The sequence below is a fragment of the Nonomuraea sp. NPDC049028 genome, from assembly GCF_043197735.1.
Taxonomy (GTDB): domain Bacteria; phylum Actinomycetota; class Actinomycetes; order Streptosporangiales; family Streptosporangiaceae; genus Nonomuraea.
The window spans coordinates 48,243-61,476 of the sequence record NZ_JBICTR010000011.1 but is presented as its reverse complement, the minus strand read 5'-3'; the positions used below and the strand labels follow the sequence as shown (position 1 = coordinate 61,476).

Here is a 13,234-nt window from a genome sequence, read left to right as displayed (position 1 = left end):
TCCCCCACAGGAGGTCGCCATCAAACGCCTTGTGCTCTGGAACATCGACCTCACCTTGGTCGACGTCGCGATCGTGACCAGGGACGCCTACGCCGAGGCGTTCCGCGCCGTGACGGGGCGTCCGCTGCTCAAGCTGGCGCCGGCGCGCGGCCGGCCCGACTCCGAGATCGTCTTCGAGACCCTCGCGGTCAACGGCATCGTCACCGAGGACGACACCCTGCCGAGATTCCTGTCCGCGCTGGCGATGGCCTTCGCCGACCGGCGCAAGCGGCTGGCCACCGAGGGCCACGTGATGGCGGGGGCCAAGGAGGCGCTCAAGGCCGTCGCCGGGCTCGACGGCGTGGTCCAGTCGGTGCTCACCGGCACGATCAAAAGCAACGCCGTGCACAAGCTCAAGGCGTTCGGGCTGGACAAGTACGTCGACTTCGAGCTCGGTGGCTACGGCGAGGAGGTCTATCCCAAGGCGACGCTGCTCCAGGTCGCCCAAGGGCGGGCCAAGGCGCGCTTCGGCATGCCGTTCACCGCGGCCAACACCGTGGTGATCGGCGACTCGACGCGTGACGTGCAGGCCGCCAAGATCGGCGGGGCGGCGATGATCGGGGTGGCCTCGGGCCGGTCGATGGCGAGCGAGTTGCGCGAGGCCGGGGCCGACCTCGTGCTGCCCGATCTGTCCAACGCCTCGGAGGTGGTGGCCGCGGTCGCGGGCCTCACCACGCCGGTCGACCGCAGACCGGTCAGCCCCTGACCTGACCACCAGGCCGCACATCAGCCAGGTCGCACGTCAACCAGACCGCACGTCGGCCAGGCCGCACGTCGGCCAGGCCGCACCTCAGCTCAGTGCGCCGAGGAAGCGGGCCGCGATCGGGGCCGCCACTGCGGAGCCCGCGCCACCGCCCTCCACGATCACCGCGAACGCCAGGTCCCCCCGGTAGCCGATGAACCAGGAGTGCGCCGGCGGCTCCTTGCCCGAGCCGTACTCCGCCGTACCGGTCTTGCCGGCCGTACCGGAGGGGAACCGCACCGCCTGGGCGGTTCCGTCCGTGACGACGGCGGGCATGAGCTCACGCAGGGCCCGCACCACGCCGTCCTCCAAGGGGCGCGGCCGGAGGGTGCGGTCCGGCACCAGCTCCTGGGCGACCAGCCGGGGCGGGCGCCAGGAGCCGTCGGCGATGGCGGCGGCCACCGATGCCATGTTGAGCGGGCTGGCCAGCACCCTGCCCTGCCCGATCGAGGCGGAGGCCAGGTCGGTGTCGTCCTTCGGCGCCGGGAACTCGGCCTTCACCGCCGGCACGCCCGGCGTGATCGCGGAGCCGAAGCCGAACGCGCCGGCCACCTCGGCGAGCCGGCCGTTCCCGAGCTTGGCCACCCCCATGGCGCCGAACGTGGTGTTGCACGAGTGGGCGAAGGCGTCGCGGAAGGAGAGCCTGCCGTAGTCGTGGAAGCCCGCGTTGTGGAAGGGGAAGCCGCCGATGTTCTGCTCGGGCGGGCACTCGACCTGCTCGTTCGCCTCCGCCCCGTCCGCGACCAGCGCGGAGGCCGTCACGACCTTGAACGTCGAGCCGGGCGGGTACTTGCCGAGCAGCGCCCGGTTGAACCCGCCCGGCTTGTTGACCACCGACAGGATCTCGCCGGTCGACGGCCGGACGGCGACCAGCGAGGCCGGCTTGCGCACGCCGTCGAGCGCGGCGGCGCCCGCCCGGTGCACCTTGAGGTCGATCGTGGTGTGGAACGGCGTCCGCTCCGCCGGCTTGACCATGGTCTGGAGGAACCGCTCGCCCTGGTAGAGGTCGATCCTGCGGGACTGCCCGTCGGCGAGCCGGTCCGGATAGGTCTGCTTGAGCCCTTCGACGAGCTGCAGCACCGAGCCGGGCGCGTCCGGGGTGTCGACGCGGCTGCCGTCGGCCGCCAGCACCGGGACCGTCGCGGCCTTCTCCGTGACCAGCCGCAGGGACCTGCCCTGCTTGAGCGAGGGGTTGATGGCGGCGGGGGTCCAGTCGACCTGCCATCCGCCGCCGCGTTCCACGAGCTTGAGCCTGCCGTCGTACGTCCAGCTCTTCGGGCCGGTGAGGCCGGCGCGGAAGGTGATCACACCGTCCGCGGCGGCCGTGTCGCGCGTGAAGGTCGCGCTGGTGAGCTTGAGGTCGGCGCGGAAGCGCTGGTGCCAGCGCTCGAAGTCGGCGGGCGGGTCGGCGACGAGCTCCCGCATCCGCGCATAGTTCTGGACGGACCAGGCGGACAGGTACGAGTCCGCCGTCTCCTCCGGAGTGCCCTTCGTACGCAGCACCCAGATGGTGCCGGCCGCCGCGACGGCGGGGACCAGCACGGCGGCGGTGATCCACGGCCAGCGGCGTTTTCGCCTGGGCGGCGATTCCGGCTGAAGATTCATGAACATTGTCCCCCTTGGTGACCCCATGGGGCCGAGCACACCAGAGCCCGCTGCGTGGTGTCCAATACCGATATGAGCGCCACATAGATATAAATGTGGATATAGTTGCTGGTCATGGACCTTGTCCGGCATCTGCGCTACTTCACCGTGGTGGCGGAGGAACTCCACTTCGGCAATGCCGCGATCCGGCTCGGCATGGCCCAGCCGCCGCTCAGCCAGCGGATCAAGCGCCTGGAGGAGGAGCTCGGCGTGCGGCTCTTCGACCGTTCCGCCCGGCAGGTCCGGCTGACCGAGGCGGGCCGCCTGCTGCTCGGCGAGGCCCGCGAGATCGTGACCAGGGCCGACCGGCTGCGCGAGCTCGTCCGCCACGGCGGGGGCGGGGCGCTCAAGCTCGGCGTCCCGCCCGACCTGGCCGCCGCGGTGATCGCCGCCCTGGTCGAGGGCTTCCGCGCGAGCAATCCGGACGTACGTCTGACGCCGGCGGAGATCTGGACGGCCGATCAGGTGGCCGCGCTGACCGAAGGCGCCATCGACGTCGGCATCGTGCGCCACCCGATCAACGCGCCGGGGCTGCGGTTCGGGCAGGTGCTGGTGCAGCCGCAGGGCGTGCTGCTGGCCGAGGGGGACCCCCTGGCCGTGGCCGGGGAGGTGCACCTGGCCGACCTGGCGGGCCGCGAGCTGCTGATGCCGCCCAAGGAGGGGGAGCCGGGGCTGCACGCCGTGACGCTGGCGGAGTGCCGCCGCCACGGCTACGTGCCCGCCCAGGTGCATCAGGGCGCCGGGCTCGGCCTGGTGCTCGCCGGGGCGGCGGTGGCGTTCGGGGCCAGGATGGACCACCCTGGGATCGTCTGGCGCCCGCTGCTAGGCTCGCCGATCAGTTCCCGGGTCTCCACGGCCTGGCGAGTGGAGACGGACGCGGTCGCCGGCTTCTCGGCGGTGGCCGTACGAACGCTGAAAGAGAGCGCCGGGATGACGGACGAGGCCGCGGCGCCCGTGCGGCACATCAGCCGCAGACCCGGGATGCTGGCATGAACGAGCCGGATCTGGCCGCGCTGTTCGGCGCGGCGGGCGTGACCGGGTGGTTGCACGCGACCGACCTGCGCTCGGGCCGGGAGTTCGGGCTCGGCTCCGACGTGCCGCTGCCGACCGCCTCGATGTTCAAGGTGCCGCTGATGGTGGAGTTCTGCCGCCAGGCCGACGCCGGGCTGCTCGATCCGGCGAGCCGGGTGACCGTGGGGGCCGCCGACCGGGTGACCGGGCCCACCGGCCTGTGCGCGATGCTCGACGACGTCACGATCTCCCTGCGCGACCTGGGCCACCTGATGATCACGCTGAGCGACAACACCGCCGCCGACGCGCTGCTGGCCAGGGTCGGGCGTGACGAGATCAACGCGATGCTCGACGGGTTCGGGCTGCCCGAGACGCGGGTGCGGCAGAGCTGCCGGGACATCTACGAGAGCATGGCCGAGGACGCCGGGCACGGCTGGCCGTACCTCGATCCTGAGGACGTCGCGCGGCTGCGGGTGCTCGACCCCCCGCGCGCCAACAGCGCCACGCCGCGCGAGACGGCTACGCTGTTCGGCCTGATCTGGCGTGATCAGGCGGCCTCGCCGGAATCGTGCGCCTGGATGCGCAACGTCCTGAACCTGCAGGTCTGGCCGCACCGGCTGGCCTCCGGCTTCCCGTACGACGACGTGGAGGTCAGCGGGAAGACCGGGACGCTCCCGACACTCCGCAACGAGGCGGGCGTGGTCGAGTATCCCGACGGCGGCCAGTACGCGGTGGCGGTGTTCACCCGCTCGGTCAGCACCGCGCTCAACCAGCCGCGCGCCGACGCGGTGATCGGCACGGCCGCGCGTATGGCGGTGGACCACCTACGCCGGTAGCAAGTTATGTGGCGGTTCGGGTATGACATTGCCCCTACCGGCCGACAGGATGGGCACATGGTTGCTGAAGGCACACTTCTCTGGGAACCGACCGAAGACGTCATCGCGCGCGCCAGGCTGACTCACTATCTGGAGTGGCTGGGCCGGGCGGGGTCGGACTACGAGGAGGTGTGGCGCTGGTCGGTCGACAGTCCGGCGGAGTTCTGGACGTCGATCTGGGACTACTTCGAGGTCATCGGCGAACGTGGTGACGGGCCCGTCATGACCGGGACGATGCCGGGCGCCGAATGGTTCACCGGCAGCTCCGTCAATTACGCCGAGAACGCGCTGCGCGAACGTGACGGCACCGCGATCGTCTTCATATCGGAGGACGGCGCCCGCCAGGAGCTGACCTACGCCGAGCTGCGCGAGGAGGTCGCCCGGGTCCGGGCGGGCCTGGTCCGCCTCGGCGTCGGGCGCGGCGACCGGGTGGCCGGCTACCTGCCGAACATCCCGCAGGCCCTGATCGCCTTCCTGGCCACCGCGTCCCTGGGCGCGATCTGGTCGGCCGGCTCCCCGGACTTCGGCGTGCCGAGCATCGTCGACCGGTTCAAGCAGATCGAGCCCAAGGTGCTGATCGCGGTCGACGGCTACCACTACAACGGCAAGAGCTACGACCGGTCGGCGGCCGTCAACGAGATCGCCGCCGAGCTGCCCACGCTCCGCGCGACCGTCTGGATCCCGTACCTTTCGGCGGCCGAGGAGGGGCAGCCGCCGCAGCAGGCCGAGCCCGGCGCCGCGCACACCGACTCCGTGCCGCACGGCGAGGTGATCGGCTGGGAGGGGCTGCGCGCGGAGGAAGGGCCGCTGGAGTTCGAGCGGGTGCCGTTCGGCCACCCGCTGTGGATCCTCTACTCCAGCGGTACGACCGGGCTGCCCAAGCCCATCGTGCACGGGCACGGGGGAGTGATCCTCGAACACCTCAAGTCGCTCTCCTTCCACCAGGATCTCGGCGAGGGGGATGTGTTCTTCTGGTACACCACCACGGGCTGGATGATGTGGAACTACCTCATCGGCGGCCTGCTGGTGGGCGCCACCCCGGTGCTGTACGACGGCTCGGCCGCCTACCCCTCCGCCGCGGTGCTGTGGCGGATCGCCGCCTCGGAAGGGGTGACCTACTTCGGGGTCGGCGCGCCGTACATCATGGCCTCGCTGAAGGCCGGGATCACGCCCGAGGGGCTGGAGGCGCTGCGCGGCATCGGCTCGACCGGGTCACCGCTGCCGCCCGAAGGGTTCGCCTGGGTGGCCGCGCAGCTGCCGGGGATCCCGCTCGGGTCGTTCTCCGGCGGCACCGACGTGTGCACCGGGTTCGTCGGCGCGACCGTGCTGCATCCGATCCGGGCGGGCATCATCCCCTGCCGGTCGCTGGGGGCGCGGGTGGAGTCGTTCAACCCCCTGGGCGAGCCGGTCGTGGGGGAGGTGGGCGAGCTCGTGCTCACGCAGCCGATGCCGTCGATGCCGGTCATGTTCTGGAACGACCCCGACGGTGACCGCTACCGCGAGAGCTACTTCGACGTCTACCCGGGCGTGTGGCGGCACGGCGACTGGATCAAGCTGAACGAGGACGGCAGCTGCGTGATCTACGGCCGCTCCGACTCGACGCTGAACCGGGGTGGCGTCCGGATGGGCACCAGCGAGTTCTACCGGGTCGTCGAGCGGTTCGACGAGATCGTCGACAGCCTCGTGATCGACACCGGCCAGCTCGGGCAGGAGGGGCGGCTGCTGCTCTACCTCACGCTGGCCGAGGGCGTCACGCTGTCGGACTCGCTGGTCGAGGCCCTGCGTACGGCCCTGCGGCAGGAGCTGTCCCCCCGGCACGTGCCCAACGAGATCCACGCGGTGCCCGGCATCCCGCGCACGCTGTCGGGCAAGAAGCTAGAGGTGCCGGTACGCAAGATCCTCCTCGGCACCCCGGTCGAGCAGGCGGCCAACCCCGACGCCATGGCCAACCCGGAGGTGCTGCGCCACTTCAAGCCTTGAGCCCGCTTCAAGCCTTGAGCCCGCTTCAGGCCGCCCTGAGCGGGCGCAGCGCGGTACCCCAGGAGACGATCTGGTCCAGCATCGTGGCGACCATCTCCTCGCGGTGCGCGGCGGGCTTGAAGTCGGTGAACCCCTCGAAGTCCGTGTGCAGCGAGAGCGTGACCTGAGCCGGCACGTCGGCGACCTTGACCCGGCCGAGCACCTGCCTGAGGTGTTCGGCCGCGCGGGCGCCGCCGTCGACTCCGTAGCTGACGAACCCGGCCGCCTTGTCCGCCCACTCGGCGTAGAGGAAGTCGATCGCGTTCTTCAGCACGCCCGAGGTGGAGCTGTTGTATTCCGGGGTCACGAACACAAAGCCGTCGAACGAGGCGATGCGCTCCGACCAGGCACGGGTGTGGGGGCGTTCGTACTGGCCGTAGGCCGCCGGGAACGCCTCGTCCAGGTGCGGCAGGTCGAAGTCCCGCAGGTCCACCACCTCGAACTCGGCGTCGCCGCGCTTGGCGGCCAGGTCGTGCACCCACTCGGCCACGGTGTCCGCGTTGCGGCCCGGCCGGGTGCTGCCGATGATGATGCCAATCTTGATCATTATTTATCCCCTTGAATGATGATTTTTCCGCGTGTCTGCCCGGCCTCGGCCCGGCGATGAACCTCGTCAAGGCCGGTCAGTGGGTATGTCTCGGCGATCTCCACCACGAGCTCGCCCTTGTCGATCAGCGCCACCAGCCGGGCCAGGTGCGCCGGGTCGTTGCGGGCCACGAAGTGGGTGGCTCGGGGCGCGTCGATCGGGGTGGCGATGGTGACGATCACCTCGCCCAGCGTGGCCAGCGTCGCCGCCTGCTCCGGCCCGATGGCCGCCAGGTTGAGCACCACGTCCATGCCGCCGGGCAACGGGGTCGAAGTAAGTGCTGACAAAGTGGTGTAGTCGACGACCTCGTCGGCGCCGTAGCGTCGTACCGCTGCCGCGCTGCGCGGACCGGCCGTCGCGATCACGGTCGCGCCCGCCAGCTTGGCCAGTTGCACGGCGAACAACCCCACCCCGCCGCCCGCCCCGTTGATCAGCACCCGCTGCCCCGGTTCGACGCGGGCGTGCTCGTGGACCGCCTGCCAGGCGGTGAGCCCGGCGACCGGGATGGCGGCGGCGTCCGCCAGCGGGAGCCGCTCCGGCGCCCTGACCAGCGAACTCGCCGCCGCCACCGTGTACTCGGCCGCCGCCCCCTCCACGAGGCCGATGACCCGGTCGCCGACGGCGGGCCCTTGTACGTCCGCGCCCACCTCGACGACCGTGCCGGCGAGGTCCAGGCCCAGCGTGTACGGCAGGGTGACCGGGAGCAGGTCCCGCAGGAACCCGGCCCGCAACCCCACCTCGGACGGGTTGAACGAGGTGGCGGCCACCTGGACCAGCACCTCCCCGGGCCCCGGCGAGGGCCGCGGGATCCGGTCGTAGCGGATCACGGACGCGTCGCCGTACTCGTGGATCCGGGCGGCGCTCATGGTTGGGCTCATGGGGAACAACGGTAGGAGCCCGGTGCGAGATGGCCAATGCTTGGGTATCTGCCTTTTATACGCGAGCGTCTCGCAGGCTAGACTTCGACCATGGACGTGCTCAGCGATGTGATCGCCATCATGCGCACCGGACAGCCCCGATCCGCGCTCGTCGAATGGCACGCCCCCTGGGGCCAGTTGTTCCCCTCGGCTCCCGGCTCGGCGGGCTTCCAGGTGATCATCCAAGGCTCCCCGTGGCTCATCCCGCCGGACGGCGACCCCGTCCAGCTGAGCGTCGGCGACGTGGTCTTCTTCCCGCACGGCCACGGCTACGCGATGGCCGACAGCCCGGCCACCCCGCTGGCCGACCCTGACTGCGACCCGCTGGAGGAGCGGGACCTGTTCGCCTCGGCCTCCATGGAGGGGCCCGGCGCGGCCACGGTCCTGCTCTGCGGCGGCTACCGGCTCGACCCCAGCCGGGCCCATCCGATCCTGCGCGACCTGCCCGACATGGTCCACCTGCCCGCCCGCCTCGGCCACCATCCCGAGCTCCGCGCGGCCGTCGACCTGCTCGGCAGCGAGATCGGCAGTCCGCGCCTGGGCGCCGACACCATCGTCACCTCGCTGCTCGACATGCTGCTGCTGTACATCCTGCGCGCCTGGCTCGACACCGGGCCCACGCAATGCGAGGTCGGCGGCTGGGCCACCGCCCTGGCCGACCCGTCGATCAGCGTGGCGCTCAATGCGATCCATCGCGATCCCGCGCATCCCTGGACGGTCGAGGCGCTCGGCGGCAAGGCCGGGCTCTCTCGCGCGGCCTTCTCCCGCCGCTTCACCTCCCTGATCGGCCAGCCGCCGCTCAGTTACGTCACGTGGTGGCGCCTGGCCACGGCCGCCCGCCTGCTCCGCGAGTCGGAGGACTCCCTGAGCGAGATCTCCGCGCGCGTCGGCTACACCTCCGAGTTCGCCTTCGCCAACGCCTTCAAGCGCGAGTACGGCACGCCGCCCGGCAGATACCGCCGCCAGGTCTGCCCGTCACCTGCGCCTGCCGGGATGGCACAAACGACTTAGCGCCCAGGGAGGTGCGAGACGCATGAGGTGGGCGCGCAAGCCGTGCATCCGGCACACCTGTGGACGGCCAGGACCGCATACGGTGCGGCCATGACTTTTCGTGTCGCCATGGACATCGGCGGTACCTTCACCGACGTGGTCTGCTACAACGAGCAGACCGGTGCCGTGCTGGCCTCGAAGGCGCCGACCACCCCCGGAGATCTCGCCGAGGGCGTCTTCGCCGCGCTCGGCCGCGTGGTCGACGACCCGACCCTCATCTCCTTCTTCGTGCACGGCACCACCCAGGGTCTCAACGCCCTGCTCGAACGCAAGGGCGCCAAGGTCCTGCTGCTGACCAGCGCCGGCGCGCGCGACGTCTACCAGATCGCCCGCGGCAACCGCGACCGCATGTTCGACCTGCGCTACCGCAAACCGACGCCGTTGGTGCCCCGTGCCGACGTCATGGAGGCGGCGGGCCGTCTCGACTGGCGCGGCGCGGAGCTCCAGCCGCTCGACGAGCAGGCCGTACGACGGGCCGCCCACCGCGCGAAGGCCGAGGGCTTCGACGCCGTCGCGGTCACGCTGCTGTTCTCCTTCGCCAACCCGGCCCACGAGCTCCGCGCGGGCGAGATCCTCAGGCAGGAGCTCGGCGACGACGTCCTGATCGTGCTCAGCCACGAGGTGGCCAGGGAGTGGCGCGAGTACGAGCGCACCTCCTCCGCCGTTCTCGAGGCCTACGCCGGACCGGTCGTGCGCACCTACCTGTCGCGGATCGAGCGGCGCTTCGCCGAGCGCGGCCTGGCCGTGCCCGTACACGTGATGCAGTCCTCCGGCGGCCTGGTCAACGCGGGTTTCGCGATGCGGCGGCCCCTGCAGACCCTGCTGTCCGGCCCCGTCGGCGGCACGATGGGCGGGGTCGCCGCGGCCCGCCTGCTCGGCCGCGAGAACGCCATCTGCGTGGACATGGGCGGCACCTCCTTCGACGTCTCCCTCGTCGTCAACGGCCGCCCGGACATCAGCGCCGAGGCGCACATCGAGGGCTTCCCCGTCCTGATGCCGATCGTGAACCTGCACACCATCGGCGCGGGCGGCGGCTCCATCGCCTACGCCGAGGCGGGCGCGCTGCGCGTCGGCCCCGAGTCGGCGGGGGCCGTGCCGGGGCCCGCCTGTTACGGCAGGGGCGGCGACCGGCCGACCGTGACCGACGCCAACGTGGTGCTGGGCCGCGTCGACCCCGCCTGGTTCGCCGGCGGTCTGATGGAGCTGGACGTCGAGGCGGCGGGGACGGCCGTCGCCACGCTCGCCGAGACCCTCGACATGGATCCGCTCCAGCTGGCCGAGGGCATATGTGACGTCGCCAACGCCAAGATGGCCCAGGCCATCCGTACGCTCACGGTCGAGCACGGCGTGGAGCCGCGCGAGTTCGCCCTGGTCGCCTTCGGCGGCGCGGGCGCCATGCACGCCGTCTTCATCGCCCGCGAGCTCGGGATCGGCGAGGTGGTCGTGCCGCGCTTCCCCGGCGCCTTCTCCGCGTGGGGGATGCTGGAGGCCGAGGTACGGCGCGACCTCACCCATCCGTACTTCCGCGCGCAGGACGACCTCGACGGCGAGCACTTGGCGGCGCGGCTGGCCGAGCTCGAACGCGACGCCATGGCCGCGCTCGACAGCCAGGGCGTCCCCCTCGACCGGCGGCGGGTCGAGCACGCGCTGGACATGCGTTACGAGGGGCAGGACTACACGCTCACGATCCCGCTCCTGGACGCCACCGAGCCCGCTGCGCCCGGCTTCCGCCAGGCCATCGCGCGGCGCTACGCCGAGGCCCACACCAGCAGATATGGCCATGCCACGCCCGAGGCGCCGGTCGAGTTCGTCATGCTGCGCAGCACCGGCTTCGGCACCTTCCCCAAGGCCGCCACCGCGGCTCCGGTGCGCGAGACGCACCCGCCCGCCGTACGCGATGTGATCTTCGACGGGCAGGTGCACCGCACCGCCGTCCTGCGCAGAAGCGCCCTGGACGGCGAGATCGAGGGGCCCGCCATCGTGGTGGAGGAGACGGCCACCACCGTCATCCCGCCCGGCTGCCTGGCCACCGTCGACGCCAACGGCTTCCTGATCATCAAGGTGACCTCATGATCGACCCCGTGACCACAGAGATCATCCGCTGCGCGCTCCTCCAGGCGGCGGAAGACATGAACACCACCCTCATCCGCTCCTCCTACACGCCGGTCATCTACGAGGCCAAGGACTGCGCCGTCGCGCTCATGGACCGCGACCACAACGTTCTCGGTCAGTCGAGCGGTCTGCCGATCTTCCTGGGCAACCTGGAGGTGTGCACCCGCGAGACCGAGCGGATGTTCGGCCGTGACGTCTGGCAGGAGGGCGACGTCTGGGTGCTCAACGACTCCTACATCGGCGGCACGCACCTCAACGACGTCACGGTCTACGGCCCGATCTTCGTCGGCGGCGAGCTCGTGGGGTTCGCCGCCTCGCGCGCCCACTGGCTCGACATGGGCTCCAAGGACCCCGGCGGCTCCATGGACTCCACCTCGATCTTCCAGGAGGGACTGCGCATGGGCCCGATGAAGATCTACGAGAACGGCGCGCCCTGCCGCGACCTGCACGAGGTCATCGCCCGGAACGTCCGCTTCCCCCACGCCACGCTCGGCGACATGCGCGCCCAGGTCGCCTGCGCGATGACCGGACAGCGCCGCCTGGCCGAGATCGTCGGGCGCTGGGGCGTGGCGACCGTGATGGCCGCCCGTGACGAGATCTTCGCCCAGACCGAGCGCCTCGAACGCCAGGCCGTCGCCGCCATCCCCGACGGCACCTACACCGCCGGCGGGTTCCTCGACAACGACGGCATCGACCTGGCCACCCCGCTGCCGGTCAACGTCACCGTGACCGTCGAGGGAGAGCGCGTCCACGTCGACCTCACCGACTGCGCCGACCAGGCGACCGGGCCGGTCAACTGCGGAGCGGCCCAGGCGGTCGCCGCCGTCCGCGTCGCGTACAAGCTGCTCATCAGCGCCGACGTGCCGCTCAACGGCGGCTCGTTCCGTCCCCTCGACGTGGCCACCAGGCCGGGCTCCATGCTGGCGGCCCAGTCGCCCGCCGCCTGCCAGTACTACTACTCCCACCTCGGCCTGCTCATCGACCTCGTCGTCAAGGCGCTGGCCCCGGTCGTGCCCGGCAAAGCCGCCGCGGCCTCCTACGGCGACTCCCTCATCGTCCAGTTCACCGGCACCGACCCGCGTACCGGCAAGCTGTACGTCTCGCAGGAGGCCACCGTCGGCGGCTGGGGCGCCTGGGAGGGTGGCGACGGCGAGACCTGCCTGATCAACAACGTGAACGGGTCGCTGCGCGACATGCCGATCGAGGTGCTCGAAACGCTCTTCCCGGTCCGCGTCACCCGCTACGAGGTCCGCCCCGACACCGGCGGCCAGGGACAGTGGCGCGGGGGCAACGGCGTGGTCCGCGAGTACGAGTTCATCGGCGACACCTCGTTGTCGCTGTGGTTCGAGCGCTCGGTCACTCCCGCGTGGGGTCTGGCCGGGGGCGCGGCCGGCGCGCCGCCGCGCGTCACGCTCAACCCCGGCACGCCGCGGCAGCGCGAGATGCTCAAGGTCAACGCGCTGCCGGTCAGTGCGGGAGATGTGCTGCGCTGCGAGTCGGGAGGCGGCGGTGGGTACGGGCAGGCGGACCTGCGCGATCCCGAGGCCGTCGCGGACGACCTCACCCAGGGGATGGTCACCGGCCCTTGCTAGAGACCGAAGAGGGGTAGGCAGGGGTCCAAGTTGTGGATTTCGATGCCGTTCATCGGCTTCCAGTCGGACCGGGGTAGGCGGAAGCGGCGGCCTGTTGCCACTGTGCCCTTGCGGTTGTGCAGGATGATGCCGTCCTCGTGGTAGCCGAGGCGGCGTGTCACCGCGAGTGAGGCGTGGTTGTCGTGGAAGGCTTCCGTCGTCGCGTACTCGGCGCCCAAACCCTCGAAGGCCAGGTGGAGTACGGCCGCGCGCATCTCCCTGCCGATGCCCCTGCCCTGGAAGCGTTTGCCGAGCCACGAACCCGTGCCGGCCTCCCGCGTGACCAGGAAGTCGGAGGCCATCAGTGCCTGCACGCCGACCACCTGGCCCTCCGAGACCACCGCGAACTCCAGCGTCCACTTCTCCCGGCTGAACTCGGCCCAGGTGCGGAAGTGGTAGCGGACGGTGGCCTTGGCCCGCTCCTGCGGCTCGGCGTCGGACCACGGGAACAGGAACGGCATGTAGCCCGGCTCGTGTACGCCTTCGGCCGCTCGGTCTCCGAGCTCGTCGAGGTCCGCGAGCGACGGTATACGGAGTTCGAGACGGGGGGTGGTCACGGATAGCCCGAAGAGCGGCCAGTTGCGCATGTTACCGATCTTCCCAGCTCA

Annotated in this window: 11 protein-coding genes; 7 read left to right on the top strand and 4 right to left on the bottom strand. The window is 71.2% G+C overall.

Going from position 1 to position 13,234, the window contains the following annotated elements; translation table 11 throughout:
• Window positions 1-31: 31 nt before the first annotated feature.
• Complete coding sequence (locus ACGFJ2_RS39265; RefSeq protein WP_357949143.1) at window positions 32-745, top strand: haloacid dehalogenase-like hydrolase; 714 nt, start codon at window positions 32-34, stop codon at window positions 743-745.
• A gap of 84 nt (window positions 746-829) precedes the next feature.
• On the opposite strand, the gene ACGFJ2_RS39260 is transcribed toward ACGFJ2_RS39265, so the two are convergent.
• Window positions 830-2,386: a penicillin-binding transpeptidase domain-containing protein gene (locus tag ACGFJ2_RS39260; protein ID WP_393477252.1), complete on the bottom strand. Its 1,557-nt coding sequence runs from the start codon at window positions 2,384-2,386 to the stop codon at window positions 830-832.
• A 114-nt stretch (window positions 2,387-2,500) separates the two neighbouring features.
• Between ACGFJ2_RS39260 and ACGFJ2_RS39255 the strand changes: the two genes are divergently transcribed.
• The 3 genes from ACGFJ2_RS39255 to ACGFJ2_RS39245 are packed head-to-tail and all read left to right on the top strand — an operon-like array spanning window position 2,501 to window position 6,291.
• On the top strand, window positions 2,501-3,418 hold the full coding sequence (locus ACGFJ2_RS39255) for a LysR substrate-binding domain-containing protein (protein WP_357949149.1): 918 nt from the start codon (window positions 2,501-2,503) through the stop codon (window positions 3,416-3,418).
• On the top strand, window positions 3,415-4,272 hold the full coding sequence (locus ACGFJ2_RS39250; protein WP_393477249.1) for a serine hydrolase: 858 nt from the start codon (window positions 3,415-3,417) through the stop codon (window positions 4,270-4,272). Before ACGFJ2_RS39255 ends, ACGFJ2_RS39250 begins: the two co-directional genes overlap by 4 nt.
• A gap of 57 nt (window positions 4,273-4,329) precedes the next feature.
• Window positions 4,330-6,291 (top strand): acetoacetate--CoA ligase, encoded by a 1,962-nt coding sequence (locus ACGFJ2_RS39245; RefSeq protein WP_393477247.1) that lies wholly within the window; start codon window positions 4,330-4,332, stop codon window positions 6,289-6,291.
• 25 nt (window positions 6,292-6,316) lie between these two features.
• On the opposite strand, the gene ACGFJ2_RS39240 is transcribed toward ACGFJ2_RS39245, so the two are convergent.
• Both ACGFJ2_RS39240 and ACGFJ2_RS39235 read right to left on the bottom strand, forming a co-directional pair.
• Complete coding sequence (locus tag ACGFJ2_RS39240; protein WP_393477244.1) at window positions 6,317-6,877, bottom strand: NADPH-dependent FMN reductase; 561 nt, start codon at window positions 6,875-6,877, stop codon at window positions 6,317-6,319.
• A complete protein-coding gene (locus tag ACGFJ2_RS39235; RefSeq protein WP_358179884.1) occupies window positions 6,877-7,794 on the bottom strand; it encodes an NADP-dependent oxidoreductase in 918 nt (305 codons plus the stop codon). The genes ACGFJ2_RS39240 and ACGFJ2_RS39235 overlap by 1 nt, the downstream gene beginning before the upstream one ends.
• 90 nt (window positions 7,795-7,884) lie before the next feature.
• On the opposite strand from ACGFJ2_RS39235, the gene ACGFJ2_RS39230 reads away from it, so the two are divergent.
• The 3 genes from ACGFJ2_RS39230 (at window position 7,885) to ACGFJ2_RS39220 (ending at window position 12,587) form a co-directional block, all read left to right on the top strand.
• A complete protein-coding gene (locus ACGFJ2_RS39230; RefSeq protein WP_393477241.1) occupies window positions 7,885-8,844 on the top strand; it encodes an AraC family transcriptional regulator in 960 nt (319 codons plus the stop codon).
• A gap of 90 nt (window positions 8,845-8,934) precedes the next feature.
• The gene (locus ACGFJ2_RS39225; protein WP_393477239.1) at window positions 8,935-10,956 is read left to right on the top strand and encodes a hydantoinase/oxoprolinase family protein; all 2,022 of its coding nucleotides are present in this window, start codon (window positions 8,935-8,937) and stop codon (window positions 10,954-10,956) included.
• Complete coding sequence (locus ACGFJ2_RS39220) at window positions 10,953-12,587, top strand: hydantoinase B/oxoprolinase family protein (protein ID WP_393477236.1); 1,635 nt, start codon at window positions 10,953-10,955, stop codon at window positions 12,585-12,587. Before ACGFJ2_RS39225 ends, ACGFJ2_RS39220 begins: the two co-directional genes overlap by 4 nt.
• Here the strand turns inward: ACGFJ2_RS39220 and ACGFJ2_RS39215 are convergent.
• Complete coding sequence (locus ACGFJ2_RS39215) at window positions 12,584-13,213, bottom strand: GNAT family protein (RefSeq protein WP_357949170.1); 630 nt, start codon at window positions 13,211-13,213, stop codon at window positions 12,584-12,586. The genes ACGFJ2_RS39220 and ACGFJ2_RS39215 overlap by 4 nt on opposite strands.
• Window positions 13,214-13,234: the final 21 nt, after the last annotated feature.

Excerpts from the sequence above, each read along its gene's own strand:
- ACGFJ2_RS39260 (WP_393477252.1), bottom strand. The coding sequence starts at position 2,386 with ATGAATCTTCAGCCGGAATCGCCGCCCAGGCGAAAACGCCGCTGGCCG.
- ACGFJ2_RS39255 (WP_357949149.1), top strand. The coding sequence starts at position 2,501 with ATGGACCTTGTCCGGCATCTGCGCTACTTCACCGTGGTGGCGGAGGAA.
- ACGFJ2_RS39250 (WP_393477249.1), top strand. The coding sequence starts at position 3,415 with ATGAACGAGCCGGATCTGGCCGCGCTGTTCGGCGCGGCGGGCGTGACC.
- ACGFJ2_RS39245 (WP_393477247.1), top strand. The coding sequence starts at position 4,330 with ATGGTTGCTGAAGGCACACTTCTCTGGGAACCGACCGAAGACGTCATC.
- ACGFJ2_RS39240 (WP_393477244.1), bottom strand. The coding sequence starts at position 6,877 with ATGATCAAGATTGGCATCATCATCGGCAGCACCCGGCCGGGCCGCAAC.
- ACGFJ2_RS39235 (WP_358179884.1), bottom strand. The coding sequence starts at position 7,794 with ATGAGCCCAACCATGAGCGCCGCCCGGATCCACGAGTACGGCGACGCG.
- ACGFJ2_RS39230 (WP_393477241.1), top strand. The coding sequence starts at position 7,885 with ATGGACGTGCTCAGCGATGTGATCGCCATCATGCGCACCGGACAGCCC.
- ACGFJ2_RS39225 (WP_393477239.1), top strand. The coding sequence starts at position 8,935 with ATGACTTTTCGTGTCGCCATGGACATCGGCGGTACCTTCACCGACGTG.
- ACGFJ2_RS39220 (WP_393477236.1), top strand. The coding sequence starts at position 10,953 with ATGATCGACCCCGTGACCACAGAGATCATCCGCTGCGCGCTCCTCCAG.
- ACGFJ2_RS39215 (WP_357949170.1), bottom strand. The coding sequence starts at position 13,213 with ATGCGCAACTGGCCGCTCTTCGGGCTATCCGTGACCACCCCCCGTCTC.